This is a genomic window from Mammaliicoccus sp. D-M19, assembly GCF_022386695.1.
Classification (GTDB): Bacteria; Bacillota; Bacilli; order Staphylococcales; family Staphylococcaceae; genus Mammaliicoccus; species Mammaliicoccus sciuri.
The window spans coordinates 70,996-96,489 of the sequence record NZ_JAJNHW010000002.1 but is presented as its reverse complement, the minus strand read 5'-3'; the positions used below and the strand labels follow the sequence as shown (position 1 = coordinate 96,489).

The following is a 25,494-nucleotide window of genomic DNA, read 5'->3' as shown; positions in this document are numbered from 1 at the left end:
AATTTGAACTTCCTTTATTTGTAAAATTATGATAATAATAGATTATAACATTAAATATATAAAGGAGTGTAATACCTATTAATATTTTCAAAACAAAAATCGCCTTTTGGTCATCTATAGTTTTAGGCTTTTTAACTTTAATAATTGCTTTCATTTATATGGATAGTAGCTATTTCTTACCTATAATTTTACTATCTTTATCCCTATTTTTTTTAGCAGATGTTAGAGAAAAGGCAAAATTCAATATATTTATATCTATATTTTTATTTATATTTTCCATAATCTTATTTTTAGTTATATAATTTTAAAAAAGTCGGGCATATTAACCCGACTTTTTTAGTATCTATTTACAGATGTAACTCTATTATCATAATAACAAACTGACGACCCTCTAGGGTGTGTTTTCAGCCATAAATGTCTTTTATATCCTTTTATCACAAAACCATTTTTACCAAGAGCCATATTACCTCCACCAGCTATTAAAAAACCTCCTTGCGCAATTGATGTAATTGGTCCACCTAAAAATCTAGCCAAAGCTTTTCTACCTAATGATTTAGCTATAGCTTTTCCACTTATCCTACTTCCTTTTATAGCTGTAGCAGTTCCTATTAATTGCTTATTTGATATACGTTGAGTATAATACTTTTTCTTTAAATTTTTCTTATTATAACATTTATTTCTTGCAGCTGGCACCGCCGACCTAAACGAAGTATTACTATTAATTTTATTTTCAAAATCTATGATTTTCTTTTGATCATCTTCAGTTAAATTATCAAGGTCTATAGCTACAGGTCCATTGGCATTAATATATTCATCATAACTACTAACTTCTATGTATTTCTGATCATCTACTATAACATCACCTACATTAAACTCATTTTCGTTCTCTTTAGCTTCAGCAAATGGGGAAATGACAGTACTAACTAGTCCTAATACTAATATTAAAATAATATACTTTTGCAACTTCATTATAAAACCTCCTTTTTTACATTATATACCAATTATCCAAAATATGTATATAGCTAATAATGAATAATTTGATTTTTCACACAAAAACACCCACCAATTATGGTGAGTTTATCTATTTGAAAATATGGATTGTATCGTAGAGATAGAGTAAGATTATAATAATGAAGTTCGAAATTTAAAGGGGGATGGATAGAATGAATATTTTAAAAGTTATAATGTCTTTATTAATTATAGCGATTTTGATGATTGGATTATCTTTTGCTGCGTTTATGGTCTATGAGAACACAATAGCTAAAAAAGATAATGATGTATCAACCAGTGTTAATGAAAAAAATCAAACTGTCGAAGAAGATACTAGTATAAATAGCGAACAAATAGTTGAAGATAGTAATGAAGCGTCGGAAGTAAAGCCCGAATACTTACCTCACTTATCTGATAAGAATTATGCATTCCGACTTATGACAATTAATAGAGATTCGTTACCCGTAGGAAGTAAAGAACAAAAAGAATTTGATGGTACTATACAAACTGCGCGTACGAACATAGCAAATGGTCTAGGTAAAGACTTTGATTATAAAATCGTTGAACAATATGAAGCAATAACTGCTACAGGTGGTAACCAAGGTAAAGCAAAAGAATACATTAAAAACAATCCATATAAATAACCCACCTATTAAGGTGGGTTATTATACTTTTCATTGGGAACTCATTTAAGTAGTTTCTTAAAATATATATGATTTTCTCTAGAAATAACACTTGTGTTATATACTTTTTCTAAAATAGGTATTAATATATCAAAAATTATATTAAGTATTAATTTGTATTTTTTCAAATTTTCATTTATATCTGCTAGGTCTATATCATCATACTTTAGCAAATACAAAGGTTCTTTGTATTGATCCGAAATATGAACACTGCCAGATAACTCACTATAATATTCATTCAATTTAACAACATCTGGATATTCATTTTTGAAATGTTTTTGTGTATAAGAAGTGAGCTTACTAACTTTTTGTGTAGTTGAAATACTTTTAAGGTCCCTCAATTCATCAGTAGCATCAAAGATGCCCTTGCTTTTATTTTCATTGTGAACTTTCACTCTTTCAACTTCTAACATTAATTTGAAGAAAGCTTCTATTAAAGATCTATAAGCTTTATCAGTATCTTTAATATATTTTAAATTCACTAAATCAATAGTTTTTACTAAATTTTCAACTATTTTAGTTCTAAATGTTTTTTCATTTTTAGATATGATTTCATATTTTTCTACTCTAAGTAAAACATTAATAGATATATATATTATACTGAAATAATTTTCATATTCATTCGGCATTTCATCTATCAATAATTTTCTTTGTTTTAAATGATTTTTATATATTTGAAGGTCCTCTAAAATATCTTTTTTAGTCTTCATTATATCTACCCGGATTTATGATTTTTCCCCAAGATTCTATATTTTTAGTTGTAGAATTATTACCTTTAACTGGTTTATTCTTTTTAACATTCTCAGGTTTTTCAATATTTAAATTTAAATATTTCTCTATTTTGTTTACATAAATCAATAACTCTTTTTCCTCAGAAATTTCCATAAACTCTTTTATTAACCTAGCAAATAGTAATGGCCTAGCTTTATATAGATAGTCAGCGTATTCATTATCAAATATTTTAGTAAATTCTTTAAGTTCAATATTCTTTTTGAAAACTTCTTTATTAAATACTATTTCAGCTATTATTCCTGGTAAAATAATTTTCGCATCTTGAGGTTTATAATTATTACTTATTTTTTTTTTCAAATTCTCATTAAAACTCAATTAATTCACCTCTTCTATTTTTTTGATAAATTCCTTCGCTATTTTTTTAATATTATCCTTTGTAGATAACATATCATAAATAAAGTTATCAAAATTACCTGATCTTATATTTTCGTTCTCATGCAGTTCATTTTTAAATTTAATTTCTTCAAATGATTCAGAAATAGCTTTTCTCTTTGCTTTATTTTGATTAGATAATGTTATTATAACACCTAATTTAACAGGTTTCATATCTTCTAATACAATATCATTTTCAACTTTACTTTCTAATAAATGATAGCCAAGAGAAGCAAAAGTATCAGGTAAAACTGGTACGACATAATAGTCACTTGCTAGAAGAGATGCTTGGCCATAAACTGAATAGGTTGCTGGAGTATCTATTAAAATATAATCATAACCCTCTTTGATTTTGTTAATATTTCTATTCAATAATTTTTCAGATCCCCTATCTGATGACTCAAATGAAGTCAAATTAAGATCTCCTGGAATAATATCTAATTTTCCACTCTCATTGTTTTCTAAGTTTATAATTATATCTTCTACTGTAGTTTTCTTTCCTCCTTCTATAATAGATCTGTCATCTGAATGTAATATTGCACATATTGTTTTACGATTTATTAATTTTTCATACTCTTTTATAGATTTGTACTTAGTAAATAATGCTTGTGTAGCATTAAATTGAGGATCCATATCTACGATAAGAACCCGTTTATTTTCTTCTTTCATTAAAGTATGAGCTAAGTTTATTACTAAAGTAGTTTTTCCGACACCACCTTTCATATTTATAAAAGAAACAACTTTACAATCCATATCCTCATTCCCCTTTTAATATAATTAAATTAATATTACACTAAAATCTAATTGGACAAAAGATAGAACATAAATACGAACATAAAAAATAACCCTACCTAGTAAAAACTAGATAGGGTTTGGTAATGTACGTTGGTTTGGTAACCAAGTATAGCAGTAATTTCATTTTATCATATTTTAATTGATTGTTCCCCACAAATCACCAAGACCATCTATATGATTTGGGGGAGGCGTTCCATCCCAAGTACGCACTGGTAGATAATATCTTGTATATTGCCATGTATAGCCAATCCATACATAACCGTCTCTTAAACACACTTCATCATAGTTTGCATACCCGCCTGGTTGGAACCAGTAGCCTTCTGGTGCTAACAATGATGGCGCATCAATTCTATTCAAAATCGGCTCAGCGCCACAAGTAAATGTCGCGTTCTGCACCTTCCACCATGTGCCATATTGGTTTTGTTGCCAATCACCAACATTATTTGATTTTTGATGTGTTTCTACTATAGATATAGCTTCAGGAATTTCACCTTCATAATAAGCTTTGATTTGACTAATAAAGTAATCTTTTGTTTTGTTTACAACATCTTGTGGCGCTCGTTGTGATGAAGTATAACCAGCGTGTAGTGCCATTGATCTATGAGGACATTGTGTACTAGAAAATTCATTGTGCAAACGAACAGTACTTCTATCAACGGGTAATCCCCATTTTTTAAGTAGTCTAGCCGCTTCTTGAAAAGCCGATTGTTCATTATCTAAAAATTGCTGATCAGAAGCTGACATTGATTGACAGACTTCAATGCCATAGAAATTAGTATTGCCGTTTTCATTAGCTGTATGCCACGCAATCCGACTTTCAGGTAATGCTTGCCATACGCTATCATCACTAATATAACTATGTGCTATACCTGCTTCTAAACGTGATAACGATGCATTTACCAAACTATCATGATACTGCATTGCCGATTGACTACCTGCATCATTATGGATAACTATGCCTTTAGGCTTATAACCTCTATTAGGCAATTGATAACCTGTTACCTCATCGCGATTATACTTTAATTCTTTGCCTACTTTTTTATCATCTTTCGCAACATTAGGTACCCAAAAGCCTGCACAACCTCTATAATTATCTTTTCTTAATTTAGGTGGCAAATTAGCGTTGCTATTCCAATTTTGTTCAAGCACAATCATAGTTTCAGTATTGGCATCGCTATAGACAATATAGATGTGGCCATATTTTTCAAAACCATCATGATCATTAACACCTATACTGCCAATTGATGGCACGTATTCAGGGGTATTTTTATGCCATGTAAAATATGGCTCTAAATTGTTATTAATAACGTCTATAGCGTTACCTTTAAGCCAAATTTTGTTATCTGTGAACCATAAAACGTAATCAATAACCTCATCCATACACTGTGCATTCCACCTTTTATCTACGTCAATCGAGCCTGGCTCCATTGGTAGAAAATCAGGTTCTCTATATGTTTTAGTTTTTATTCTATAGGGACTATCAACTGTCCCATTTTTATATGCTTCAAGTCTCTTAACTATCTCTGCTTGTGTTTTAGCCATTATCTACACTCCTTACATAAATTAAAAAGACTAACTTATGCAGTTAGTCTTTTTTAGGTTTTAAATATGTCATTGCGGTCTTACTATCTGTAAATCCGTCTGTTGTTGGGTCTATCAACGCGTTAAATACCGATACTAATATTGTAAATAGAACGTATGGATTAGATACTGTTCTAACGGTCAAATAGCCAACCATTGACCAAGTAGTAATTTGTTCAGCTTGTATACCAAAATAAGCGCCTATAGGTACAACTATCGCTAAAGCGATTTGAATCCAAAAATAAGGATTATTTTTTCTTACTTTAAAATTAATATTCATTTTTTCATCTCCTCATAATTATTTATACTGATCATAAATAAAATACTTACCTTTCAAATTAATTTTTGAATAGTAGTTTGAAATTGTTGTTGCTTGATGGCTTGCCCATCTTATATCGGTTGCGTATTGATGTGTACCTGGTCTTTTAGGGTTCCACCTCATACGGTATAAAGTATTTTGTCCTTGTGCGATATATCCTTTACGCACAAATTCTGCACCACCAATAATCGCTTTTTCTGGCGTCGTCCAACCATGATTACGCGCAAAAGTAATCGCATTATTAGGATTACTATCAAATGCACCTATTCCAAAATAGTTATAATAGCCACTATTACCACTCGCAAAATGACTTGTTCCGGCACCACTTTCTAAAATGGCATGAGCGATTAAGTAAATTTCATTGATTTCATATTTTTTACATGCATCTTGAAATGCTTGTCCTTTACCGTTCAACGTGCCTTTACCTTTTAAGATTTCATTTAACTTATCAACTGACAAACCTTGATATCTGTCTAATTTCAAAAATTGGTAAACTTGTGTAGAACTTTTAAAGATATTACTCGTATTCATCGCATTTTTAACTTGTTGTTTACTCGCATTAAACCAAGTAACACCATTACTCATTTGTGGCGCATGTCTCATTTGAATATTAACAGCTTCATCTAACGTATAGTTACTACGTTCTTTTGTAATATAAGATGGTGTTTGGTTTGAGCTTGTTTGTTTGGATTTATTCAAATTATTTAATTCACGCTTATTAACTTTCACAAAAGTTTTAATCCTGATTTTTTCGATAATATCTTTTGGCACTTCATTCAAAATCTTATGTTTATTCTCATACAGTTTTATTAAATCTTGAGAAACATTTTGATGAAGCGATAAAGTTCTCCAAGCCTTTTTATCTATTAAAATATTGCGACTTTCAAAAGTAATATTATATTTTGAACACACCTTTTTGATAAGTGTCATTGCTGCTAATTCATTTCTTTTAAAGGTATCATCAGATGTATTTAAATCTTCACAAATTACAACTACAATATAGTCATCATGTCCAGGTACCTTATAATTAATAGGTCTTGGCGACCAAATATTATACCGATCTACAAAATAATGTGGATAATCATCCTCTTTATAAATCGAGATTCTATCTTGATATAAGGTATGAACAGAATCCATATTTACCGCATTTTTAATAAGTATCTTTTGAGGTGTATTCATTCTTTTAACACCATAAACAACATTTCCAAATATCTCTTTACTATCTTTATCATCTTTATGAACGACAGTGTATTTAATACGTGTTACGATTTTGGATACTGGTTTTGTGTCTTCTGCCTGTTTTTTCGGATTTGGATCAATCACTGGTGTTGCAGGTTTTGGCTTTTCAGGTTTTTCAACAGGTTTCGGCTCTTCTTTATAAGCTGGTCGAATAAAATGTGTTACACCTGTATAACTATGTTTAACTTTCGCTGCAGGACTACCATTATAACTGTTTGCGTTATACCAATTCTGGTCAACACTATAAAAATAACTGGTAGTAGAAGGACCAACTACAATCGCAGTATGTCCCCATCTACTCCAGTTATAATTACCTTCTGTCCAGACTGCAAAATCGCCTCTCTGAGGCACAAAATCACGCGTGTTTTTTAACACTTTAAAACCAGCAGGATAATATTTATACCAAGCCATGTCTCTTGCGTTACCTGGCGTTCTAAAATGCCAGTAGCGCTCAAGAATGTAGTTTGGTAAGTCCCAACATTGAGAACCATAACCAGAGCCAGGTACATCGAAACGTTTACCAATTATAGAAATCGACCAATCTGCAACTTGATTGGCTGTAGGCTTTCCTGATGAAGGTAATCCCATAATTTCACCTTATTTCTTTTTAGAAAAATTGATTTAACACAAAAATAACAAGTGGGACGACTACAGATGTTAATAAGCCAATAACCCACTTCATATTTGTTTTATAATCTCTTAAATCATCCTTATTGTTCTCGGCCATACTTTTAGCTTCATGCGCAACATCATAAGCCTTATTTGTTTTGTCATTGATGTCTTTAACACTATCCAGCTTCCCTTCTATTCGTCCAAGGCGCTTGTAAATTTCATAACTAACGCTTCTGTTATTTTCTGGCATTTACATCCCTCCAATCATTTTAATTAGACAATCTATACAAGTTGTGTTAATTTATAAATAGAAAAAGGGCAATACACTTATGTGTATCGCCCAGGGAGCCCGTTAAAAAGACGGTGACTATTTTAAAATGGATATTTTATACCATCTCAAAACCGGTCAAAGTTGTATGGGATGGTTATTTTTTATGGTTTAATTTAACAATTGCGATGACCAAACCTATTAAAGTAACGATAAAAGTACCGAAACCTAACATTAAGTTTAGCGCATCAACAATAGGTACCACAAAGGCGTCTCCTTTCTAAAGATTTCAGTAATGCCACCATAGGCACCACCTCCTTATACTCAGATAGCCACCATCTATCCAACTTGCTCACTTTTTTATTTTATAAACATTACACCTTATTGTCCATTAGTAAATACCATATACTGCTGCAATATAAGCATCAGAATCGACCGCATCGGCATCTCCTGTTGCGATTAATGTTTTCGAAACGACTAGATGTGTTTCATCTTTAATAAAAATACCTATCTCTTCTAAATGACCATTTTTAAAGCCATTTCCAGAGACTCTCAATCCTGCTTGATTTAAATAAATCGTTTGGCCATCACTTACAATTTCTGAAGTTCTCGTCGCATTTCGGTCACTATAGAAGCCAACTTTAAACCTTAATTCACCAAACTGACGAATGCTCCCTCTCATAGTCATCGTACTGCCTTTTTTCGCTTTACCGTCCCATAATTTAACAGGTACTGACGTAACCCAACGACCGTGTAACTTTCCACGGTACTTCTCAATCGCAAATCCTGAACCAAGCATTGTAATCATACCGTTCTCAGTATCTTTCATAATCGCTTGGATATACCCATTGGCGTTATTTGTATTACGTGTTGGAATATTAAGTGTAGAACTATCAAAATAATATAGACCAGTTTTTGTAATATTTGCGACATCGTCCAAAGTACCTGGAATAACATTTGCATCCATTTTCGTTTGATCAAATGCATCCACTTTACGCTCAATCGATTTTTTAACAGTATCAATTGAACTTAAAAATGTATTGACTTGTTCACGGATTTCAGTCGTCATTGCTTCAAAATCACGTTTTGTTACAAGTTCATTACTAGAAATAGCTGATTGTAACGTTTTTAATTGTAAATCTAACGCCTTGGCTGTTTCTGCTTGCGTTGATATTTTTGTTTTAGTACCTTCTGCTTGTTCTTCCAGACGTGCTATACCTTCCGTTACAACTGTTCTTAATCGTTCGAGCTCCTTTTGATATTCAGTAAAATAACTTTCTGAATTCACACCAAATTCCACTCTATTTTTTAATACATTAATATTAATTTCTAAAGTGGAATCAGTTTGTTCGCCACGCATTAATTTGAAAAATGCTTGTTGATACTGACCTTCAGCTGTACTAGCTTGTTGAGGGAAAACATATCTAAACACACCATTTTTAGGGTCTAATACGATTGAACCTGTCGTATCAATAATTCTTTCACCATCAGGCTTAACACCTTCGAATACAGGTGTTAAATCCGTTAAATTATATGGTCGACCGTTTGACCAAACTGTAATGGTTATAGCTTTTAGCCCACCGTCACCAACACGGCTTACAATGTATTGTTGTTTCTCTTGTTCAGAACCTTGCTTTGTTATATCAAAGAATAAATCTTGATTTGCCATTTATATTTACACACCTTTCTTATCCGTAAAAATAGTAATAGTTTTTAATAAGTTCATACATAATCACTTCATGGCCAAGCTCATTAGGGTGTAAGCCATCAACCATACATTTAGCTCTAAATGCTGGATTGTATGGATCAATTAAATCCGTATGATATGCATCAAATACAGGTACATTCAACTCTGTACAAGCTAGTACTTGCGCATTGACATAATCTTCTAACGTTAAACCGTGTCTATTTTTTTCTGTATCCATTCGTCGAATTGTTGTACCATTGACAGGTAATTGACGCGTTGCAGTCATCACGATAATATCTGCATCTTTGTTGAATAACTTTAATGTTTTAATCGCTTGATGAAATGCACCGTAAAACGTTTTTAAATCCGTTTTATCTTTACCGATAATCACGCCACCGTTAGGTATACCGCCACCTGTTAACCAATCATCATCTGTACCTTGTAAAATCACAAGGTCAGCATCACGAACCTTAGTCGCTTGTTCATATATACTATTCGCATTTACAGTCGACATCGTCGCACCAGAAACAGATAAATTATGAACTTTAGCACCTAATTTCTCTGCTAACATCTGGCCATAATTCTTTTTAGCACGACTACCACGTGCTACAGAATCTCCAATGCATGCAATCTTTTTAACTTTTCTTATTTTAGATTTACTTGTAAAGTCATGCATGATTGTGCCATTCTCTGTCACAATAACTTTATTGTCACTCTGCTTTTTATCCAATGCTTCTTTCATTAAATTAAAGTCTTTTTGTAACCTTTTAGATAATGATGCATGTTTTTGGCCATTTAAATCTGTTTTACTATTTTCAACTTGATTTGTAACTTCTAAAGGAGACATTTCAGGCAAAACTATTGCGCGTATTTCTTTTTGAAGTTGTTTATAATTATTTTCGTTTATAGTTAATAACTCTTTTTTGAAATATTCATCAATAAACTTTTGATCTAACGTTTTGTGCTTTTTCATAAACTCAGAAATCTCTTTAAAATTATCTTCTAAAGTTCTTCTGAATAATTCACCTACTACAACTGGCAAATTTGTTTTCATTAAAACGTCACCCTTTCTTAATACTCTAAAATTTCATGTAGTCGTATCTTGTTTGATTTTGTAGTGGCGCTGCTATTTTCAGCAACTCCGACAATATATGTGTCATATACATAAACAACTTTGACACAATGCTCAATCCCGCTTGCAGTAACGTTTGTAGGTATCACTTCAGTGATTTTAGCGCTTGAATGGTTAGTGTGGTATTTAGGCACATACTGATAATGATATAAATCATCAGATGCATCTAAACGCCATACTAAAACAATTCCTCCATTACATTCTGATAATTTTTTTGACAAGTTTATCCTTTGTGAACCATTTGGCCATACATCAGTATTTGTATTTAAAATTTGTGAGCTACTAGATGTACTAGACCCAGATGAACCTGATGAACCACCATTTACCATTCCGGAAGGTTTAGAATTAGTATTTAATTTATCTAACTTCGCTTTATCAGCAGGGCTCATTAAGCCAGCTTTAGACGCTGTCGCATTTGTCAGTGTTGCAGGGTCAAATGGTCTTAAGCCATCTAGTTTAGTTTTATCTGCAGCACTCATGATGCCTGACTTTGAAGTCGTCGCTTCCGTTAAAATAGATGGATCAAAATTTTCTAATCCATCTAACTTGGTCTTATCCTCTTTCGACATTAATCCGTCAATTGTCGAACTAGCCTTGCCTAAACCATCTACTCCTTGTATATGCGTTCTCGCATAGACCTCTTCGTCATTGTAAGTCATCGTTCTAATTTGTGTGATCGGCATTAATATTTACCTCCTTATAAAAAATAGACCCTAACCTGTTATTGTTAGCGCCTGTATTTGTTAAATTATTCAATTTTCTTTTATCTTCTTTACTTATTAAACCATTACTATGTTCAGTTGCTAAGGGTATGGCTTCTGGATTTATTCCATTTCCAGTGATTACTGTTTTATATGTTTTACCTCCATCACTACTAACATTGATGCCATGATTACTTGTAAAAGCTACAATTGATAAACCATTAATTGACTTGATACCTTCGATAGAAGCATTTAACGATTGGCTCATGTCTATCACGTTATTCGTCATTTTAATAGTATTATCTAACTTCTCTTTCATAGTTAGAATTGATTTTGAGCCACCTGTAATGCCACCTACAAAAGATGTTGCATTACCTATAGCTGATTCATAACGCTGGTGTCGCTTATAGTCTCCTAAAACAACATCTTGTTTAATAATTTTATTTTTGGCATCTCTTTTTGTCTTGATTTCAATCAAGCGAACAATGTCATACAAATCAGTTACCTTATCATAAAATTTAACCAAATCACCTATTTTAGGATTTGCATCTTTAAACTTTTTGGAAATGGTAAGAAAGTCTAATGATATAGACAATTTTAATGACTCATCGATGAAATCTTCCATTTTAGATCGCAATAATTTTTCGTCCCTAATTCTACCATCCTTAATAGGTGGGGCATGTATCTTTCCTAAAATTGAAGCTAATGGATGTGTAAATTCAAGTTGTAAACCTGCTTCTTGAAACTTTTCATTTTCAGAATAATCACCATAACCTCTAATGTAGGTAAACAATTCTGTACTATCTTCTTCTACAGAAATATTATTAGCGTTCACTTCGCTTGAAATATAATAATTATCAACTCTATTGCTGACAAATGGCATAATCACAAATGTTTTTGTACTAGGCTCATACTTATATTCAAGTCCGTAACGCTTCAAAGCATTATTAAACATCTCAATTCTTGTAGCACCGTCACCTGCATTTTCCCACATTAATGAATGTAGCTTAGTTTCTAATCGAAAATTATAACCTGAATCTCTAAAGACGATTGTAAAGTAATCCTCACCTTTTATACTTCCTGTGTAATTGTCATAAATACGATCGCTTTTTAAATCTTCGATATGACTTTCTTTCGCGATAATATTTACTACTTGTTTAAAACCGTTGGAATCTCTGTTTATAACATTGATTGTATATTCTAATGCATCATCGCTACCACCAACGTTTTTTACTTTCCACTTTTTACTGATAGCTTTAACTATTTCACGATTATACTTATTTTCAGTAACTGTAAAGCGCAATTGACCATCTGCGCTTAATCTTTCTGTCACTTCCGTTGAAACATCTAAAAAGAATGCTTTACCATTTAAATTAACTAACTTAATCATCAAATACACCTACTTAAAATAAAATCGTGTATCAAATTCAACCTTACGTACTGTTTGATTGAATTGAAATTTGTTAAAGCCATATTTAAATTTTGGAAGTTCTAGATTTACATATTCGATTATTGGTATGCCATTTTTAGTAATCATATTACCTTCATAAACTATTAAATCGCCTGGATTTAACTGTATGCCTTCAATTGTCATAGCATTTGACTGCGATAAACTCCATGCAAAATTTTTAGTCTTCTCGCCAATAATAATCGATACACGTGAATACATATTATGTTGTGTTATTGGAACATTACCATAATAAAAAATACGTCCCGTCTTAATATTGTTGAACGAGTACGTATGCTTTTCTCTATCTTCATAATTAATTTGCATATCAGTAGAAAATAAATTATCCAACTTCTTTTTCTGTAAATCTAAACTTGTTCCTATACTTTCAGAAAAAGGCAACTCGACGGTTTCAAATTCAAGTTCTACATTGCATTTGAATTTCTTTTGAACAGGCGTTAATACATTTGATAATTTAACATAATATCGTTTTGCTGATACAAATTCATCAACAAAACTGTCTATTATAGGCTTACCCAAATTATCAACAGGTTGATAATCAGTAGCAACTGTATCTCTAAAATCATAACCTTTAAATTTAGACTTTCTCATTTCTCTAATATAAAAAGGCTCTGTATCTTGCGTTAATCGATAAAGTAAATCTCGTTGTATTGCGTAATCAATATTGTCCTGTGCCTCAAAAAAACACAGGACATGTATTTTTCTTTTTTTATATTTACTACCATCTAAATATCTACCATGTAAGCCATCAACGGCACTATATAAATCTTCCATTTCTATACTTTCAACAATAAAATCAGATACTTGTATATGATGGTCGCTTAAAGTAAAAGAGGTTCCGTCATTACGAATAATTTGAGCATCTATAATAAACACCTCCTATAATTCAAAAAAGTCATTTCTATTAGCATTTTCACCGTTAACAATCGTTGTTAAGGCATCATTATCAACATTCATTTCAATTCTAACCAATCGTTGACCTGGTCTAGTTTGTACATCATGTGTATGTTGTACTCTAGCAATAATACTGTCGTTTAAATTATTTAGATTAGAACGTATGCCTAAAGAATCTGCTGATAAGTCTGGATTGAAATTCCTAGTCATTCTTTTTGCAATATCAGCTACATTACTAACAACTGACGAACCTTCATCACTAATACCTATGCCAAACCCTTGCATTGTATATACACCAATTTTTTTAAATACTCTTGAAGGCGACTTAATGCCTAGTAAAGACTTAGCGTGATCAATTGCATCACCTACTGCACCACCGACGGCATCAATCAATTGTCCTGCTGCATCTTTCACACCATTAACAAGCCCCATGATTAAATCTCGACCTGCACTAACAAATTCACCTGCAAAGTTCATAACTGCATTTAACGCATCTTGGACTTTCTGCTTAATGGCATTATAAAATTCAAACATTTTTGACACAACGATAGCGACAATTTCAGCAAATTTACTAGAAATTACTGACCAAATTTGTTGGGCTGTTGTACTCACAATATTATAAGCTTGTACAATTTTATCCCAGATGGTTTGTTTCAGCATAGTCCAGGTAGATGTAGCAATACTAACAATGGCGTTCCAAATTGCTGACAAAATACTACGTAAACTATTAAATAATGAAGTTGCAATTGAAACGATAGCATTCCAAATTGTGCTACCAATTGATTTAATCGTCTCCCAGGCACCAGACCAGTTACCAGTAATAATTTGCATGATAAGGGTTATTATATTAAGTACTAAAGAGATAGCAGTTTTGACTATTGTAGTTATGAAGTCCCATGCAAATTGCACCACTGCAATTAAAATTTGCCAACCAGCTTGTACTATAGCCACAATTGTATTAATCGCATTCATAATGTATGGACCAAGCAAATCCCAAACTGTTTGTATCGTTTGTAAAATAAGTTGGTTATTTTCATTCCACCATTGAACGAGCATACCCCATATTTCCATCACAAAAGCGACTACAGAATTAACTGCGTTCATAATCGTTTCTGAAACTATATTCCAGATTTCAATCACTTTAGTTCTAAATGTTTCATTCGTGTTCCATAAATAGACAAACAGCCCTACTAACACACCAATTACTGCAATGATTGCCAAAATTGGTCCTATTGTCGTTGTAAATGCTGTACCTAATACTGTTAATGCTCGACTAAATAATAATGCAACTGCTTTTAATAAACCAAATCTAGTTGTAAGTGTTATAAATTTTGTTATTAACGGACCAAAAAATGATGTAAAACCTACAATTTGTGGAATTAACGCCATCAATAATCCACCAAATGAAATCAAAACACCTAATAATTGTGCTACGGCTGGGTGCGTTTCAAATAATTTTGCAATGAACTGAGCAACTGAATTAACAACACTTAATACTGATGAACCGATAGGTGCCATTGCAGTTCCAAAGTTTACTAGAACCATGATAATATTACCGATTAAACTTACAATTTGCGGACCATTTTGTTGTACATAATCGATAAATCTTTTGAAGCCTTCCGATTTACCGACAGTTTCAGACCACGCTTTGAATTTACCTGTCATTTCAGATAAGGCCTCAAATAGAGTATGTGAATTTGAGCCAAACGCTTTAAACAAGTTGAATAAACCTAAAAAAGTATCGCCAAAAATTTTACCGATAATTGGTAAGTTTGTTTTAACGTACTCAATAAATTTATTGATACCTTGTTGTGTAGAGACTTTATTCGCCCATTCCTGGAATGCAATCCCCATATTTTGCAAGCCTTGAGACATAAATTTAAATAAAGGCATAAATTGAGTGAATATGTTGATTAAACCATCACCAAATCGACCGCCTGCATTAAGTAAATCTGCAAATATTTGTACACATGTTGTATTTAAGGCATTGAATGCTTTTTTAGCAGTGTCTGATGTTGATACCCATTCTTCAAATTTTTGTGCATTTAAATCGACTAAATCAGCAACTGTTGATAAGAAAGGTGTTAGGCTCTTTAAGGCACTTTGCGCGCCATACATTGCTGATGCCATAGCTCCGAAAATGGAATCAGCATTTAATTTAACGATATCTTGCCATGTGTCCGTTAAACCTTTTAAGCTTTTTTCGTAAGCATCCGTCGCATCAGTAGATCTGATCAAACCATCATTAAACATACTTATAGCTGTTGCAGCCATGCCACCAAATGCTACTGCGCCTGCACCAGCAATGCTAAATGCACCTGCAAGTCCAATCGCACCTCCACCAACTACTGCTAATGCGTTTCCTATTGCCATTATGACTGGCACTAGACTTGCTACAATCGGTATTAACGCACTGAAAGATGAAATTGCTGAACCTTTAATCACATTACCTAGAATCGTTCCAAAAGTACGAATGGACTTTGCAATTCGATCCATTCGTTCCTGGAAAACATCAGACTGTTTGTTAATTACAGATAAAAAGTTTAAACCATGCTTATTAACTTTTAACCTGGTGTGTACAACGTTTGGTACACTACGCAATTCAGCTTTAAATTTTTTGATTTCTGCTTTTGCTAGCGCATCATCTACCTTAATAGCTGATTTAACAACTTTTTTATCAAGTTCGTTTAATTGTTTCTTCGTTTGAACATATTTTGCTTGGAAGGTTTTATTACTTAAATCTATAGCTGACATCACTGTCTTATTATTTAAATAGTCTAATGCCCTTTTATGTTGCATCATTTTTTGTACAGCATTTTGTGTGTTTACTTCTACTTTTGCTACAGCCTTTTTAGAATCAACCATTCTTAAACTATGATTAATCCTTTTTAGCTTAATATCAGCATCGTTTGTGTTTGCTAATAAATGTGCTTTAACTTTCTTGTTATCTATTTGTTTTAGCTTGTTTTTAACAAGTTCAACCGTTTTTTCTAAGTCTAAACTATCAGCTTTTAACTCAACATCTTTGATGCTTTTAATATAATTTTCGTATCGTTTTAACAGGCTAATAGTTTCTTTTATACGCTGTTTAAATCGTGCTGTTTTGGCATCAATAACTGTACTAACTTGATATTCAGCCATAAAGTACCCACCTCCTTATTATTTAGAATTGAATTCAGCTATTAAATCATATAATGCTACGTTAGGTTCATAATCTTCTCTTTCGCTCGCAAATCTAATAGGTTTGCCTTCTTTAATTCGCTTATAGTTTTCTTCATAATCCAAAACATCATTTGGATTTTTAAAAATGTATGCTTCTTTAGGCTCTTTCTCTGTGCCTACATTTTTAGTAGCTGCTGCATCTCTAATGGCAAATGCTAATTTATACCTTTCGAATTCTCTTTTAAGCTGTATAAATTCATTTGCATGCATCCGATAATTAAATTCAGTCAATGTCATTTGATTAATGTACTCTAAATCATAAATTTGCAATTCAGACATACAAATAACGACAATGTCACTATAAGTCACTTTATCTTCACTTAATTTATCGTCGCTTTTATCTTCAATTACTTTTCTATGTGATTTGCTACTAGGTCTCGGGTTAAAAGTTTGTTTCCCAACTCATCAATAACAAGTTGACCAAATGCTTTTAATGAACCATGTTCATTAATAATACCTTCAAGAATAGACTCCAATTCATCTTCATTTTTCGGTCTGTTTTTATCATTTCGTGTGATTGCAGTAATCATTTTTGCAATTCCTATAATGTTACCCGATTTTAATTTAGGGATTAACATTTCTAGACCCTCACCTAATGACACTTCCTGAATTTCTAAACCTAACTCTTTATCAATAGCATTTAATTGACCTAATCCAAATTTTAATTCAATATCTTTGTCGCCATTTTTAATCGTAATCATCTTATCTACTCCATTCATTATAAAAAATAAAAATTGAGCGAGTACTTAGCCCGCTCAATATACATCTTTTCTACTATTCTATTTAATCTGTAGAATCACTAGTTCTACCAGATCGTCCTCCACTTTCAGAAGGTCCTTCAACATCTGCTACTGGTTGTGGAATACTAGCTAATCCATCATCAGCATAGTCAGATTTAACTGTGTCATGGAATTTATAACCAATTTTATCAAGTGCATTTTTGACTGTTTCTGGAATCGTCGCAAAGCCGCGTTGCATTCGAGCAAACACTTTAAATTCTGTTTCATATTCGTTGATTCCACCAACTTCGCCTTTCATTTCAAATTTTTTGAAATGACCTTGGAAATATCTTGCTTTAAATTTATCTTTGTCCTTACCATCACCAGGTACTTTACTGTCAATAATCCAACCTTCGTAAGCTACCTTATCTAAGGTTGCATCTTCTACCTCATCCGCAAAAGTATCTTTTCTACTCATTTTAGCCGTATAACTTATGGTAGATTCAGAACTGCCACCCGTTTCAAATTTACCGTCAAATGTATCTTCTGAATCACTGTCTACTTCATGCGAAAGAGAAAACTCTTTACCAAACATCAATTTGGTAGCATCTACTTTTTTTCCACAAATTCGAAATAGTAATAACATTTCGTTAGATTTAATTTCCATTTAATAACCACCTCGTTAAAATACTTTATATTCTACATTTATTACTGTATGCAACAGTAATTCATTTGTTGTATTATCAATAAGCGTATTAGTGCTAATGTCGTCTAGTATCAACTGATAACCTTCAAGTTCAGTAATAAATGATAAATCTTGATTTACACGCTTCTCTAAATCATCATGTTCATCAAAATATTCAGCAATTGACCACAAATGTACTTGAATAGTTATCTGCCCACTAAACGAGTTAAACGTATCTAATGATTTGCGCTCTTGCACTTCAGATAAGACAAAAAAAGGATATGATAAATCATCAGTCATTTGTTGAAAAATAATAACTCGTTTACCATACCCCTTTAAAATTTCAAACACTTTATTAAATAACTGTAATTTTGGCGATTGCATATTTTAATCGCTCCTAACCATTCAACAATCTATTTAAATCTTTAACAACATTCACTTTTAAAACTTGATAAGTAGGGTATATAAAAGGTGCTCTTTGCATATATCTTGTACCAAATTCTAAAAAACCACTGTAACCAGCCTTAGATAATAATGTATATTTGTGTTTACCGTCTTGATTTACTTCTATCATTCTAGCCAAGTTACCAGTCCAATAACCTTTATTCATGACTTTTCTGGCGTTTTTGACTGCCATTCCTTGTCCTTCCAGTGCATTCATCTTCAAGATAATGTCTACATCATCATCAATATCGTCATGCATTGTTTCAAGCTGATTGATCAATTTATCTAATCCATCAATTTTCATTATTACCAACTCTTTCGACGTAAAATACAGTGTCGTGTGTATGCAATACAGAACGTATAATCTTATATTTAACGTTGTTTACATAAGCATGACTAACAGCATCATCATGTCTGCCTTTAATTCGGATGATGCTTATCTTTTTACTTAAATCACCAAATTCTAATAATAATCGCTTTGTTGAAATAGGATTTATATTACAAGGCACTGCATTGTATTCGTCTGAAATTTCATATCGGTAAAGCTCGCTTGTTTTCGGGTTATAAGATCTAGGTTCCTCAAAAGAAAAAATAACTCTGTCTTTTAATCTCAATAGAATTGCACGCTCCCTTTATGGATTTTGTCCCTAGGATACAATTTATTTAGTGTGTCTTCGTAAGGAGCAAAATCATTTGCTTCATAAGTACTTGAACGTCCTTCAACAGATTCAGATGTCATCCCTTCAGCACCTACACGATTATACCGCTTCACAGATATTTCTATCACAATAAAACGTAAAGCTTCGGGAATTTGACGAACTGGAATTCTAGCTTTTAATTCTGATTTTACGTTACGGATAATTGAATATAGTTGCTTATCTTGTATTATGTCAGTAAAACCAATTCGCTCTTTTACGTCTTCTAAAAAATCAAATTCGGTATAGTCAAATTCTGTGTAGTCATCCATATTATCACCTTCTAAACATTATGCGCTTGCTGGTGTATCAGTTTTTTTGTCAATTTTAACTTTAATAACAGCATCAATATTTTCTGGAAACATTTCTGTCGCAGAGACATAAATAGTGTCTGATGTTAAACGTTGTGGTTGAATATCATGTAAGACACCAACAAAACCTGTTGCATCTGTAGCAAATGCAAATGCGCGTGATAATTCACCTCGTGGATTTGCATACGCAACATTCAAGTTTTCAGCCACCGTCATCCACACTTCACCTTCAGGAATATCTGAGAACTCTACAATTTTTACGTTCACATAAGGCGTTAAAAGGTTAATACCAAACTGTGCACCTGTTGAATTGATAAAGCCATTTGCTAGATATTCTGCTGTGTCATTTGGATTAACAAACGCAATAGGTGTAACCTCATCGTCTAATAATATAGATAAGTTAGCACGACCTTTAGACAATGCACCTTGTAAATTATTAGCTTTCAAAACTTTTTTATTTGTACGTTTTGTGTTTTCTAATGATGATTTTAATGATCCAAAGAATTTTGCACGGAATTTTTTCTGAACATATTTAATCATTTCCGCATCTGTGCGATTAATGGCCAAGTCATAGCCATGCGATTGAATCGCTTCAGCTGATGTCGATTTACGATATTTAACAAACTTTAATTCTGCAATATTCACTTGTTCACGCGTCACTTTTGTTAACGGAATTACATCACCTTCAGCAACATCACCATTTGGCTTTTCAGAATCCTCTACTTTAAAACGATATTGTTTAAGAACTGAACCAACGTTCATTGGAATTTTATTTTGAATTTCTAAAGCTTCGAAAAGCTTATTCAATTGAATACCTAATTTGTTAGCAAAATCGATAGACTTTGCTTTACCTAAAGCTTCCACATTAATTAAATTATTTTCTACTGGCATAAATACTTACCTCCATTTTTTAGTTAAATAAATGTATGTTTTGTGCGATAGCATTTTGTCGTTCGCTATCGTCTTTAATTTCTAAAATTTCTTGCCTTGTTAAACCAGTCGAACCTACATTCTTAGGTGATTCTTGTCTTAATGCCTCTTTGACTTTTGATTGCACCATACTATCAAGAATTTTTGAAAAAGCTTCGACGTTTTGTTTAGTTGTTTCTGCATCGCTTGTAACGACTAAATTTAAAAGTTCATCCGTCACATTAATATCTTTATCTAAAAACATTGACCTAGCAGTAGCTTTCATGTCATTTAGCGCTTTTTCATTTCGTAAAGCATTCAGTTCATCTTGCAATTTTTGTAATTCATACTGGCTTTTCTCATCTTTATTCATCTTTGCTAATTTCTTAGCTTCTTCAACTGCATCTTTTACTTTTTTATCAACATTTTTCTTTTCTTTTGCTAAACGACGTTCAATAATTTCATCGACTTTCTTTTGCTGTTCTGGTGTGAAAGTCACTTCTTCTTTTTGCTCTTGTGATTCGTTGGAATCATTGGCACTTTCATCTGAACCTTCTTCATCGGAAAAGAATTGTAAATTAAGCTTAAGTTTATTTTTTTCCATAAAATATTCCTCCATTTTAAGTCTGTCGACTGTATATTCCATGCAGCTTTTAATGTCATCAACACGTTTTGGACATAAAAAAGAAGCGACTAATCAGTCACTTCTGCTTTAATATTTTTCAGTTCTTCATCTGTAAAATCTCCAACTTTTTTATTGGATTTTTGTAATTCTCGTTTAATATACTTTAGTTCTTGAATTATTTGTTTTAAATACTTTTCTATTGATTTCATAAGCGCACACCTCTAATCATTATCTAATTTATATTTACCTTTCCTTTCTGCAAAGAATTTCTCGCGCCAATTGCCAACTACTGGGACTGTTGTACTTCGACAAAATGGATGCATGGGTGGAGCGTTAACGCCTGGCACCATGTCTTTGACTTTATAAACTTTATCATTGTGATGTTTGCATATTTTAGATGTCTTTTTATCTAACTTTGCTATAAATTTATATTCACCATCGTCGCCTAATAATTCTTTGTAGCCCAACTTTTGCGATTCTGTCTGGACTCTTGCTGATTCAGTTATAAGTAATCGTTTAGCATTATGTGTTGTGGCATTTGTTTTCTTTTTAAATTCTGGAACGTATTCATATGGATGACGCCCCCTCGTAATCACATTAGTTGTTATTCTTTCAACTTCACTTCTGACGTCGTCCATATCATTCCACAATCGAGTAGACCAATTAACCCCACCAAAATTGCTATTAACAATGGCTTTAATGTTTTTATCACTTATTTTTAGATCAGCGCCTAATATGCCAGCTTGTCGTTCGACTTCTCTATCAATTGCTTTAACAAGTCCATCTTTAATCTCTTTTTCTACTTTTGCACCAGTTGAAACCACAATTAAATCCAATTGCTGCTTTAATAATTTCTCTCTTGATACGTACATTTTAGTGTTATATTTTTTTAATTCTTTATTAGCTTTCTCACTAAAATCTTTATTTTCAACATATTCTTTAGCTTTTTGTTGAAAGGGAATAATATCAAAATCATCAATTATCTTTCTCGCTTCTACTTTTGAGATGCCCTCACTTGTTGCGTATTTAGCATAGAATGCACAAATTTCTTTTAGAATCTCAGAGTACATCAAAGTAATAATACGCGCTAACTCCATTGCAATTTTGGCATCTTCTTCTAATTCTAGCTGAATAGTGTTTTGTGCTCGTTCTAACCAGTAATTTAAAGTATTTTCATTACTCATCTTTATCAACTATTTCTTTATTGAAAGCATCTTCATAACCTCTTGCATCTGCTGTTCTTCTTTCTTTAACTTGTTCAGTTTTCATTTTCTGTAATTCTTCTTTAGGATTATCAATAAAGTTTAATAAAGATAATCTCGTTTCTTCTGACACGCCATCTTGTAACGCATTAAATGCATCTATAGATTCCATCATTGATTTAGGCAGGTTAGGCGTAAATGTAATCGTTAGATCAGCATATTTATGATTTTTCATTCCTTCAAGATTAATATTATTAAACAATAATTTATATCGCTTCATTAATCCTTTTTTGAATAACCGTTCTTTAATAGCCCTAACTTGTTCTAATCCAAACAGCTTATATTTCATACTTTCGCCAGACTGTACGCCTCCGAAACTCTCATCATTCAAATCAGGCGTATTGGTAAACTTATGAATATCATTTTGTAGTCGCTTTTTGTATGCTTCTGAACCTGCCACATCATATTGTTTATAGATAAACTTTACATCTGCACGACCTTCTGAACCGTTATCAGTCATTGAAGGCTGTATATGTACCATATTGGCATCTCTAAAGCCCTTAGCATCATCACTATCTAAATCTACATTACCGATAATTGCCAACATGGCATCGTTCAAATCAGTCATATAATTTGCAGTGTCCGATTGTGCTGAATCATATAAATCAATTAAAGTTATAATATTTTCAAAATCACCCTGTTTAAACTGATCATTTAAGTATTCAATAATTGGCACATCTTTATAAAAATGAGGGACTTCATCAATTTTATGAAATTTACCACCTTTAATTTGTATATAATAAATTTTGTCATTGGTATAAACTTCTACGCATTCAATCGGTATTTTATCCACATCTGTTTTATTGTAATATCGAATGCCTGCAAGCATCTTTTTATCTAACGTTTCATCGTATACGACAAATGTATTTTTTGGATCTAGTACCTTAAAAGTGTCTTTATCATTATAATCACGATACACAATTTCATATGCACGACCATAAATACTTAGATTCAAAGCTAAATCACTATTAATCGCATCAGCATCATTTAAGTCATTTAACTGTATAATAGCATCATTTGTTTTTTCATCATTATGTGCAATTGTTATCGGATTACCTGTTAAGTAACCTACAATAAATCTTGATACATATTTAGCGTAGTTGTGTACTGCTCTATGATCTGCTTTTTCAGAATAGTCATCTATACGCCTTTTGCTTATTAAAATATCAGTGTTTTTATTAAGATAATATGCTTCTAGCATTTGTAGGCGTGGTAATTGTTCCGTCTTGTGACGATTAATAAAATTTCTTAATGCATCTTCTTTTAATAATTCATCTAGGCTACTTACTATAAAATCATCATTGGCTAGCGGAGAAAATTTACTGTTGATATTATTAATATTATATACGGTCATCTTTTCACTCCCTAAAATCGATTTTTAAAGCTTCTTAATTTATTTGCGTTTGGTTTTTTCTTTTTATTTCTAATCATTAACTTTTCAATTGCATAACGTAATGCATCAATACAGTGATTGTATGTGTCTACAGGTTCGTTGTAGTATTCGTCTGTATTTTTATCTTTTTTCCATGTGTAATTTTCGAATTCTTCAATAGTTTTGAAACAACGCTCATCAATGATGATTTCGAATTGGCTTATAAATTGGATACCTGCAAGTATGCTATCTGGTCCTTTTAATGCAGGTCGAATTCTAGGAATACCATTAAGCCTAATTTCAGCAATACTTTTCTTTTCTGCGCTGTCTGCTTGTATTTCTTCTTTTGAGTAGCCTAAAGACTTTATCATTTCGGCAATTTCATCGTTTAACATACCTTTTTTAACATACTCCTCCAAAATATATAATTTCTTATTCACAGTATCTACTTTGACGTGTAGAAAGGCGCTAGGGTCATTCACATAACCAAAGTCAAGCCCAAAAAACGAAGGTAAATGTTTTAAATCTTCTTTATTGAGCAGCCGTTTCTTAAACTTAGGGAATACTAGCTTATCTAAAGTAGCAAATTCACCTAATGCATAAATTTTGTAATATGCATGGTTACGATCTGCTAATAGTTCAAGATTCCGTCTAGTAGGCTCATCCAGAAATTTATTATCTTTGTAAGTCGATTGTTGAATAAGTGTGTCTTCCATTTTTTGACCATGTTCAAAAAAATACTTAAAAACCCAGTTAAGCTTGCTAACCGGGTTGAACATTAAATATATTTGTTTGTGTTTATGTTTGCGTTCCCTTAAACGCAAAGTCAATTGAGTATAGTCATTCAATGTAAACTCTGATGCTTCTTCCATGACTATATCTGATAAGGCTTTAATCGATTTAATTTTTTCGGGATTATCTAATCCTTTAAACAAAAAAGTGGCGCCATTTGGTAAAACTACAGTGTTATCTGTTTTGTTCCACTCACACATGTCCCAAATGCCAAAATCTATTAAACAACTCTTCACGTCTTCAAATAAGCTATCTTTAATTGTGGCTTGTACTTTCCTCAGCCATAAAACCTTTCGAGGTACTTTCCATTCCTTAAGTGATTTTAATACAACTTTTTGTACCACTCCGTGCGATTTACCACTGGAACCTCCGCCATAATGAACCTCAGTAAAATTTAGATAGTTATTGAGTATTTTAAAAATATTCTTATTAAACACTTTGGAAGGGTGTTTAAAATTTAATTTAATCGTCATCATACTCACCGATATTGATTTCAATATTACGTTGAGTAATTTCTTGTTTATCAGTCCACATTACATAACGTCTTCCTAAAAGTTCGGCTGCTTTATTTCGGGCTTTTGTATCTGAACGTTTTTCATGTTCTTCGACTGTTGTTTTTCCGCGACCAATTTGTATTGGTATCAGTTCTTGATCAGTAATTTCCCCTCTCATGACTGAAGTTAAATATTGCAGTATCTCATCTTGCTCTGCAATTGTTTCTTTCTTTAATGCTTCCAATCTCGCATCAATATAGGATTTTATCCCAACATTTCCCAACAATTTACTACTATTTTTATTTGCATAGTTATGACTATAACCTGCGTTAATTGCCGACTTATATATATTACCTGTTCTGATATACTCATCTGCAAACAACTGTTGCTTTCTCGTTAACTTCATATCAATATATCACCTTCTTGTGCTA

29 protein-coding genes and 1 pseudogene are annotated in these 25,494 nt (G+C 32.2%); 1 reads left to right on the top strand and 29 read right to left on the bottom strand.

All coding sequences use genetic code 11. From position 1 onward, the window contains the following. Positions 1-336: 336 nt before the first annotated feature. Positions 337-969 (bottom strand): hypothetical protein, encoded by a 633-nt coding sequence (locus LQ675_RS06040; protein WP_239727201.1) that lies wholly within the window; start codon positions 967-969, stop codon positions 337-339. 194 nt (positions 970-1,163) lie between these two features. On the opposite strand from LQ675_RS06040, the gene LQ675_RS06035 reads away from it, so the two are divergent. Beyond that, positions 1,164-1,634, top strand: a complete 471-nt coding sequence (locus LQ675_RS06035; RefSeq protein ID WP_239727199.1) for a hypothetical protein — start codon at positions 1,164-1,166, stop codon at positions 1,632-1,634. A gap of 41 nt (positions 1,635-1,675) precedes the next feature. Here the strand turns inward: LQ675_RS06035 and LQ675_RS06030 are convergent, their stop codons facing one another. From LQ675_RS06030 to LQ675_RS05895, 28 genes and pseudogenes are all read right to left on the bottom strand, one after another. Continuing rightward, on the bottom strand, positions 1,676-2,383 hold the full coding sequence (locus tag LQ675_RS06030; RefSeq protein WP_239727197.1) for a hypothetical protein: 708 nt from the start codon (positions 2,381-2,383) through the stop codon (positions 1,676-1,678). Continuing rightward, positions 2,373-2,780 (bottom strand): hypothetical protein, encoded by a 408-nt coding sequence (locus LQ675_RS06025; RefSeq protein ID WP_239727195.1) that lies wholly within the window; start codon positions 2,778-2,780, stop codon positions 2,373-2,375. Before LQ675_RS06025 ends, LQ675_RS06030 begins: the two co-directional genes overlap by 11 nt. Beyond that, positions 2,781-3,590, bottom strand: coding sequence for a ParA family protein (locus tag LQ675_RS06020; protein ID WP_239727192.1), 810 nt, complete (start codon positions 3,588-3,590; stop codon positions 2,781-2,783). It abuts the gene before it with no gap. Positions 3,591-3,767: 177 nt separating this feature from the next. After that, the gene (locus LQ675_RS06015; RefSeq protein ID WP_239727190.1) at positions 3,768-5,174 is read right to left on the bottom strand and encodes an SH3 domain-containing protein; all 1,407 of its coding nucleotides are present in this window, start codon (positions 5,172-5,174) and stop codon (positions 3,768-3,770) included. A gap of 43 nt (positions 5,175-5,217) precedes the next feature. After that, positions 5,218-5,493 (bottom strand): phage holin, encoded by a 276-nt coding sequence (locus LQ675_RS06010; RefSeq protein WP_239727188.1) that lies wholly within the window; start codon positions 5,491-5,493, stop codon positions 5,218-5,220. Positions 5,494-5,511: 18 nt separating this feature from the next. After that, positions 5,512-7,359 (bottom strand): glucosaminidase domain-containing protein, encoded by a 1,848-nt coding sequence (locus LQ675_RS06005; protein ID WP_239727186.1) that lies wholly within the window; start codon positions 7,357-7,359, stop codon positions 5,512-5,514. Between the two features lie 19 nt (positions 7,360-7,378). Next, positions 7,379-7,633 carry a DUF2951 family protein gene (locus tag LQ675_RS06000; protein ID WP_239727184.1) on the bottom strand — a complete coding sequence of 85 codons (255 nt, stop codon included), beginning with the start codon at positions 7,631-7,633 and terminating at the stop codon, positions 7,379-7,381. Positions 7,634-7,808: 175 nt separating this feature from the next. Continuing rightward, positions 7,809-7,916: a putative holin-like toxin gene (locus LQ675_RS05995; RefSeq protein ID WP_481817159.1), complete on the bottom strand. Its 108-nt coding sequence runs from the start codon at positions 7,914-7,916 to the stop codon at positions 7,809-7,811. A gap of 126 nt (positions 7,917-8,042) precedes the next feature. Continuing rightward, positions 8,043-9,320 (bottom strand): phage baseplate upper protein, encoded by a 1,278-nt coding sequence (locus LQ675_RS05990; protein WP_239727182.1) that lies wholly within the window; start codon positions 9,318-9,320, stop codon positions 8,043-8,045. 19 nt (positions 9,321-9,339) lie between these two features. After that, positions 9,340-10,392 carry an SGNH/GDSL hydrolase family protein gene (locus LQ675_RS05985; RefSeq protein WP_239727169.1) on the bottom strand — a complete coding sequence of 351 codons (1,053 nt, stop codon included), beginning with the start codon at positions 10,390-10,392 and terminating at the stop codon, positions 9,340-9,342. Between the two features lie 17 nt (positions 10,393-10,409). After that, positions 10,410-11,153, bottom strand: a complete 744-nt coding sequence (locus LQ675_RS05980; RefSeq protein WP_239727167.1) for a hypothetical protein — start codon at positions 11,151-11,153, stop codon at positions 10,410-10,412. Continuing rightward, positions 11,134-12,561 carry a tail tube TT1 domain-containing protein gene (locus tag LQ675_RS05975; protein WP_239727165.1) on the bottom strand — a complete coding sequence of 476 codons (1,428 nt, stop codon included), beginning with the start codon at positions 12,559-12,561 and terminating at the stop codon, positions 11,134-11,136. The genes LQ675_RS05980 and LQ675_RS05975 overlap by 20 nt, the downstream gene beginning before the upstream one ends. 9 nt (positions 12,562-12,570) lie before the next feature. Next, positions 12,571-13,515 carry a phage tail domain-containing protein gene (locus LQ675_RS05970; protein WP_239727162.1) on the bottom strand — a complete coding sequence of 315 codons (945 nt, stop codon included), beginning with the start codon at positions 13,513-13,515 and terminating at the stop codon, positions 12,571-12,573. Between the two features lie 3 nt (positions 13,516-13,518). Next, a complete protein-coding gene (locus tag LQ675_RS05965) occupies positions 13,519-16,674 on the bottom strand; it encodes a phage tail protein (RefSeq protein WP_239727160.1) in 3,156 nt (1,051 codons plus the stop codon). 18 nt (positions 16,675-16,692) lie between these two features. Then, positions 16,693-17,034: a hypothetical protein gene (locus LQ675_RS05960; RefSeq protein ID WP_107617101.1), complete on the bottom strand. Its 342-nt coding sequence runs from the start codon at positions 17,032-17,034 to the stop codon at positions 16,693-16,695. A gap of 68 nt (positions 17,035-17,102) precedes the next feature. Beyond that, positions 17,103-17,456, bottom strand: a complete 354-nt coding sequence (locus tag LQ675_RS05955) for a tail assembly chaperone (protein ID WP_239727157.1) — start codon at positions 17,454-17,456, stop codon at positions 17,103-17,105. A gap of 82 nt (positions 17,457-17,538) precedes the next feature. Next, positions 17,539-18,141, bottom strand: coding sequence for a phage major tail protein, TP901-1 family (locus tag LQ675_RS05950; protein WP_107617086.1), 603 nt, complete (start codon positions 18,139-18,141; stop codon positions 17,539-17,541). Between the two features lie 15 nt (positions 18,142-18,156). Beyond that, entirely contained in the window at positions 18,157-18,543 is a 387-nt protein-coding gene (locus LQ675_RS05945) for a gp17 family tail completion protein (RefSeq protein ID WP_107617085.1), read from the bottom strand. A gap of 13 nt (positions 18,544-18,556) precedes the next feature. Next, positions 18,557-18,907, bottom strand: coding sequence for an HK97-gp10 family putative phage morphogenesis protein (locus LQ675_RS05940; RefSeq protein WP_107617084.1), 351 nt, complete (start codon positions 18,905-18,907; stop codon positions 18,557-18,559). Continuing rightward, positions 18,897-19,112: a hypothetical protein gene (locus tag LQ675_RS05935; protein ID WP_239727155.1), complete on the bottom strand. Its 216-nt coding sequence runs from the start codon at positions 19,110-19,112 to the stop codon at positions 18,897-18,899. The genes LQ675_RS05940 and LQ675_RS05935 overlap by 11 nt, the downstream gene beginning before the upstream one ends. A 101-nt stretch (positions 19,113-19,213) precedes the next feature. Next, positions 19,214-19,570 carry a phage head-tail connector protein gene (locus tag LQ675_RS05930; RefSeq protein ID WP_239727151.1) on the bottom strand — a complete coding sequence of 119 codons (357 nt, stop codon included), beginning with the start codon at positions 19,568-19,570 and terminating at the stop codon, positions 19,214-19,216. 18 nt (positions 19,571-19,588) lie between these two features. Then, a complete protein-coding gene (locus LQ675_RS05925; protein WP_107617081.1) occupies positions 19,589-20,500 on the bottom strand; it encodes a capsid protein in 912 nt (303 codons plus the stop codon). A 19-nt stretch (positions 20,501-20,519) separates the two neighbouring features. Further along, a complete protein-coding gene (locus LQ675_RS05920) occupies positions 20,520-21,122 on the bottom strand; it encodes a DUF4355 domain-containing protein (protein WP_239727150.1) in 603 nt (200 codons plus the stop codon). A gap of 89 nt (positions 21,123-21,211) precedes the next feature. After that, positions 21,212-21,352 (bottom strand): hypothetical protein, encoded by a 141-nt coding sequence (locus tag LQ675_RS05915; protein WP_239727147.1) that lies wholly within the window; start codon positions 21,350-21,352, stop codon positions 21,212-21,214. Positions 21,353-21,367: 15 nt separating this feature from the next. Further along, a pseudogene (locus LQ675_RS05910) lies at positions 21,368-22,327 on the bottom strand (minor capsid protein); the annotation flags it as partial. Beyond that, positions 22,320-23,759: a phage portal protein gene (locus tag LQ675_RS05905; RefSeq protein WP_239727145.1), complete on the bottom strand. Its 1,440-nt coding sequence runs from the start codon at positions 23,757-23,759 to the stop codon at positions 22,320-22,322. The pseudogene LQ675_RS05910 and the gene LQ675_RS05905, both read right to left, overlap by 8 nt. Positions 23,760-23,770: 11 nt before the next feature. Next, positions 23,771-25,045, bottom strand: coding sequence for a PBSX family phage terminase large subunit (locus LQ675_RS05900; RefSeq protein ID WP_239727132.1), 1,275 nt, complete (start codon positions 25,043-25,045; stop codon positions 23,771-23,773). After that, positions 25,032-25,469, bottom strand: a complete 438-nt coding sequence (locus LQ675_RS05895) for a terminase small subunit (RefSeq protein ID WP_239727130.1) — start codon at positions 25,467-25,469, stop codon at positions 25,032-25,034. The genes LQ675_RS05900 and LQ675_RS05895 overlap by 14 nt, the downstream gene beginning before the upstream one ends. Positions 25,470-25,494: the final 25 nt, after the last annotated feature.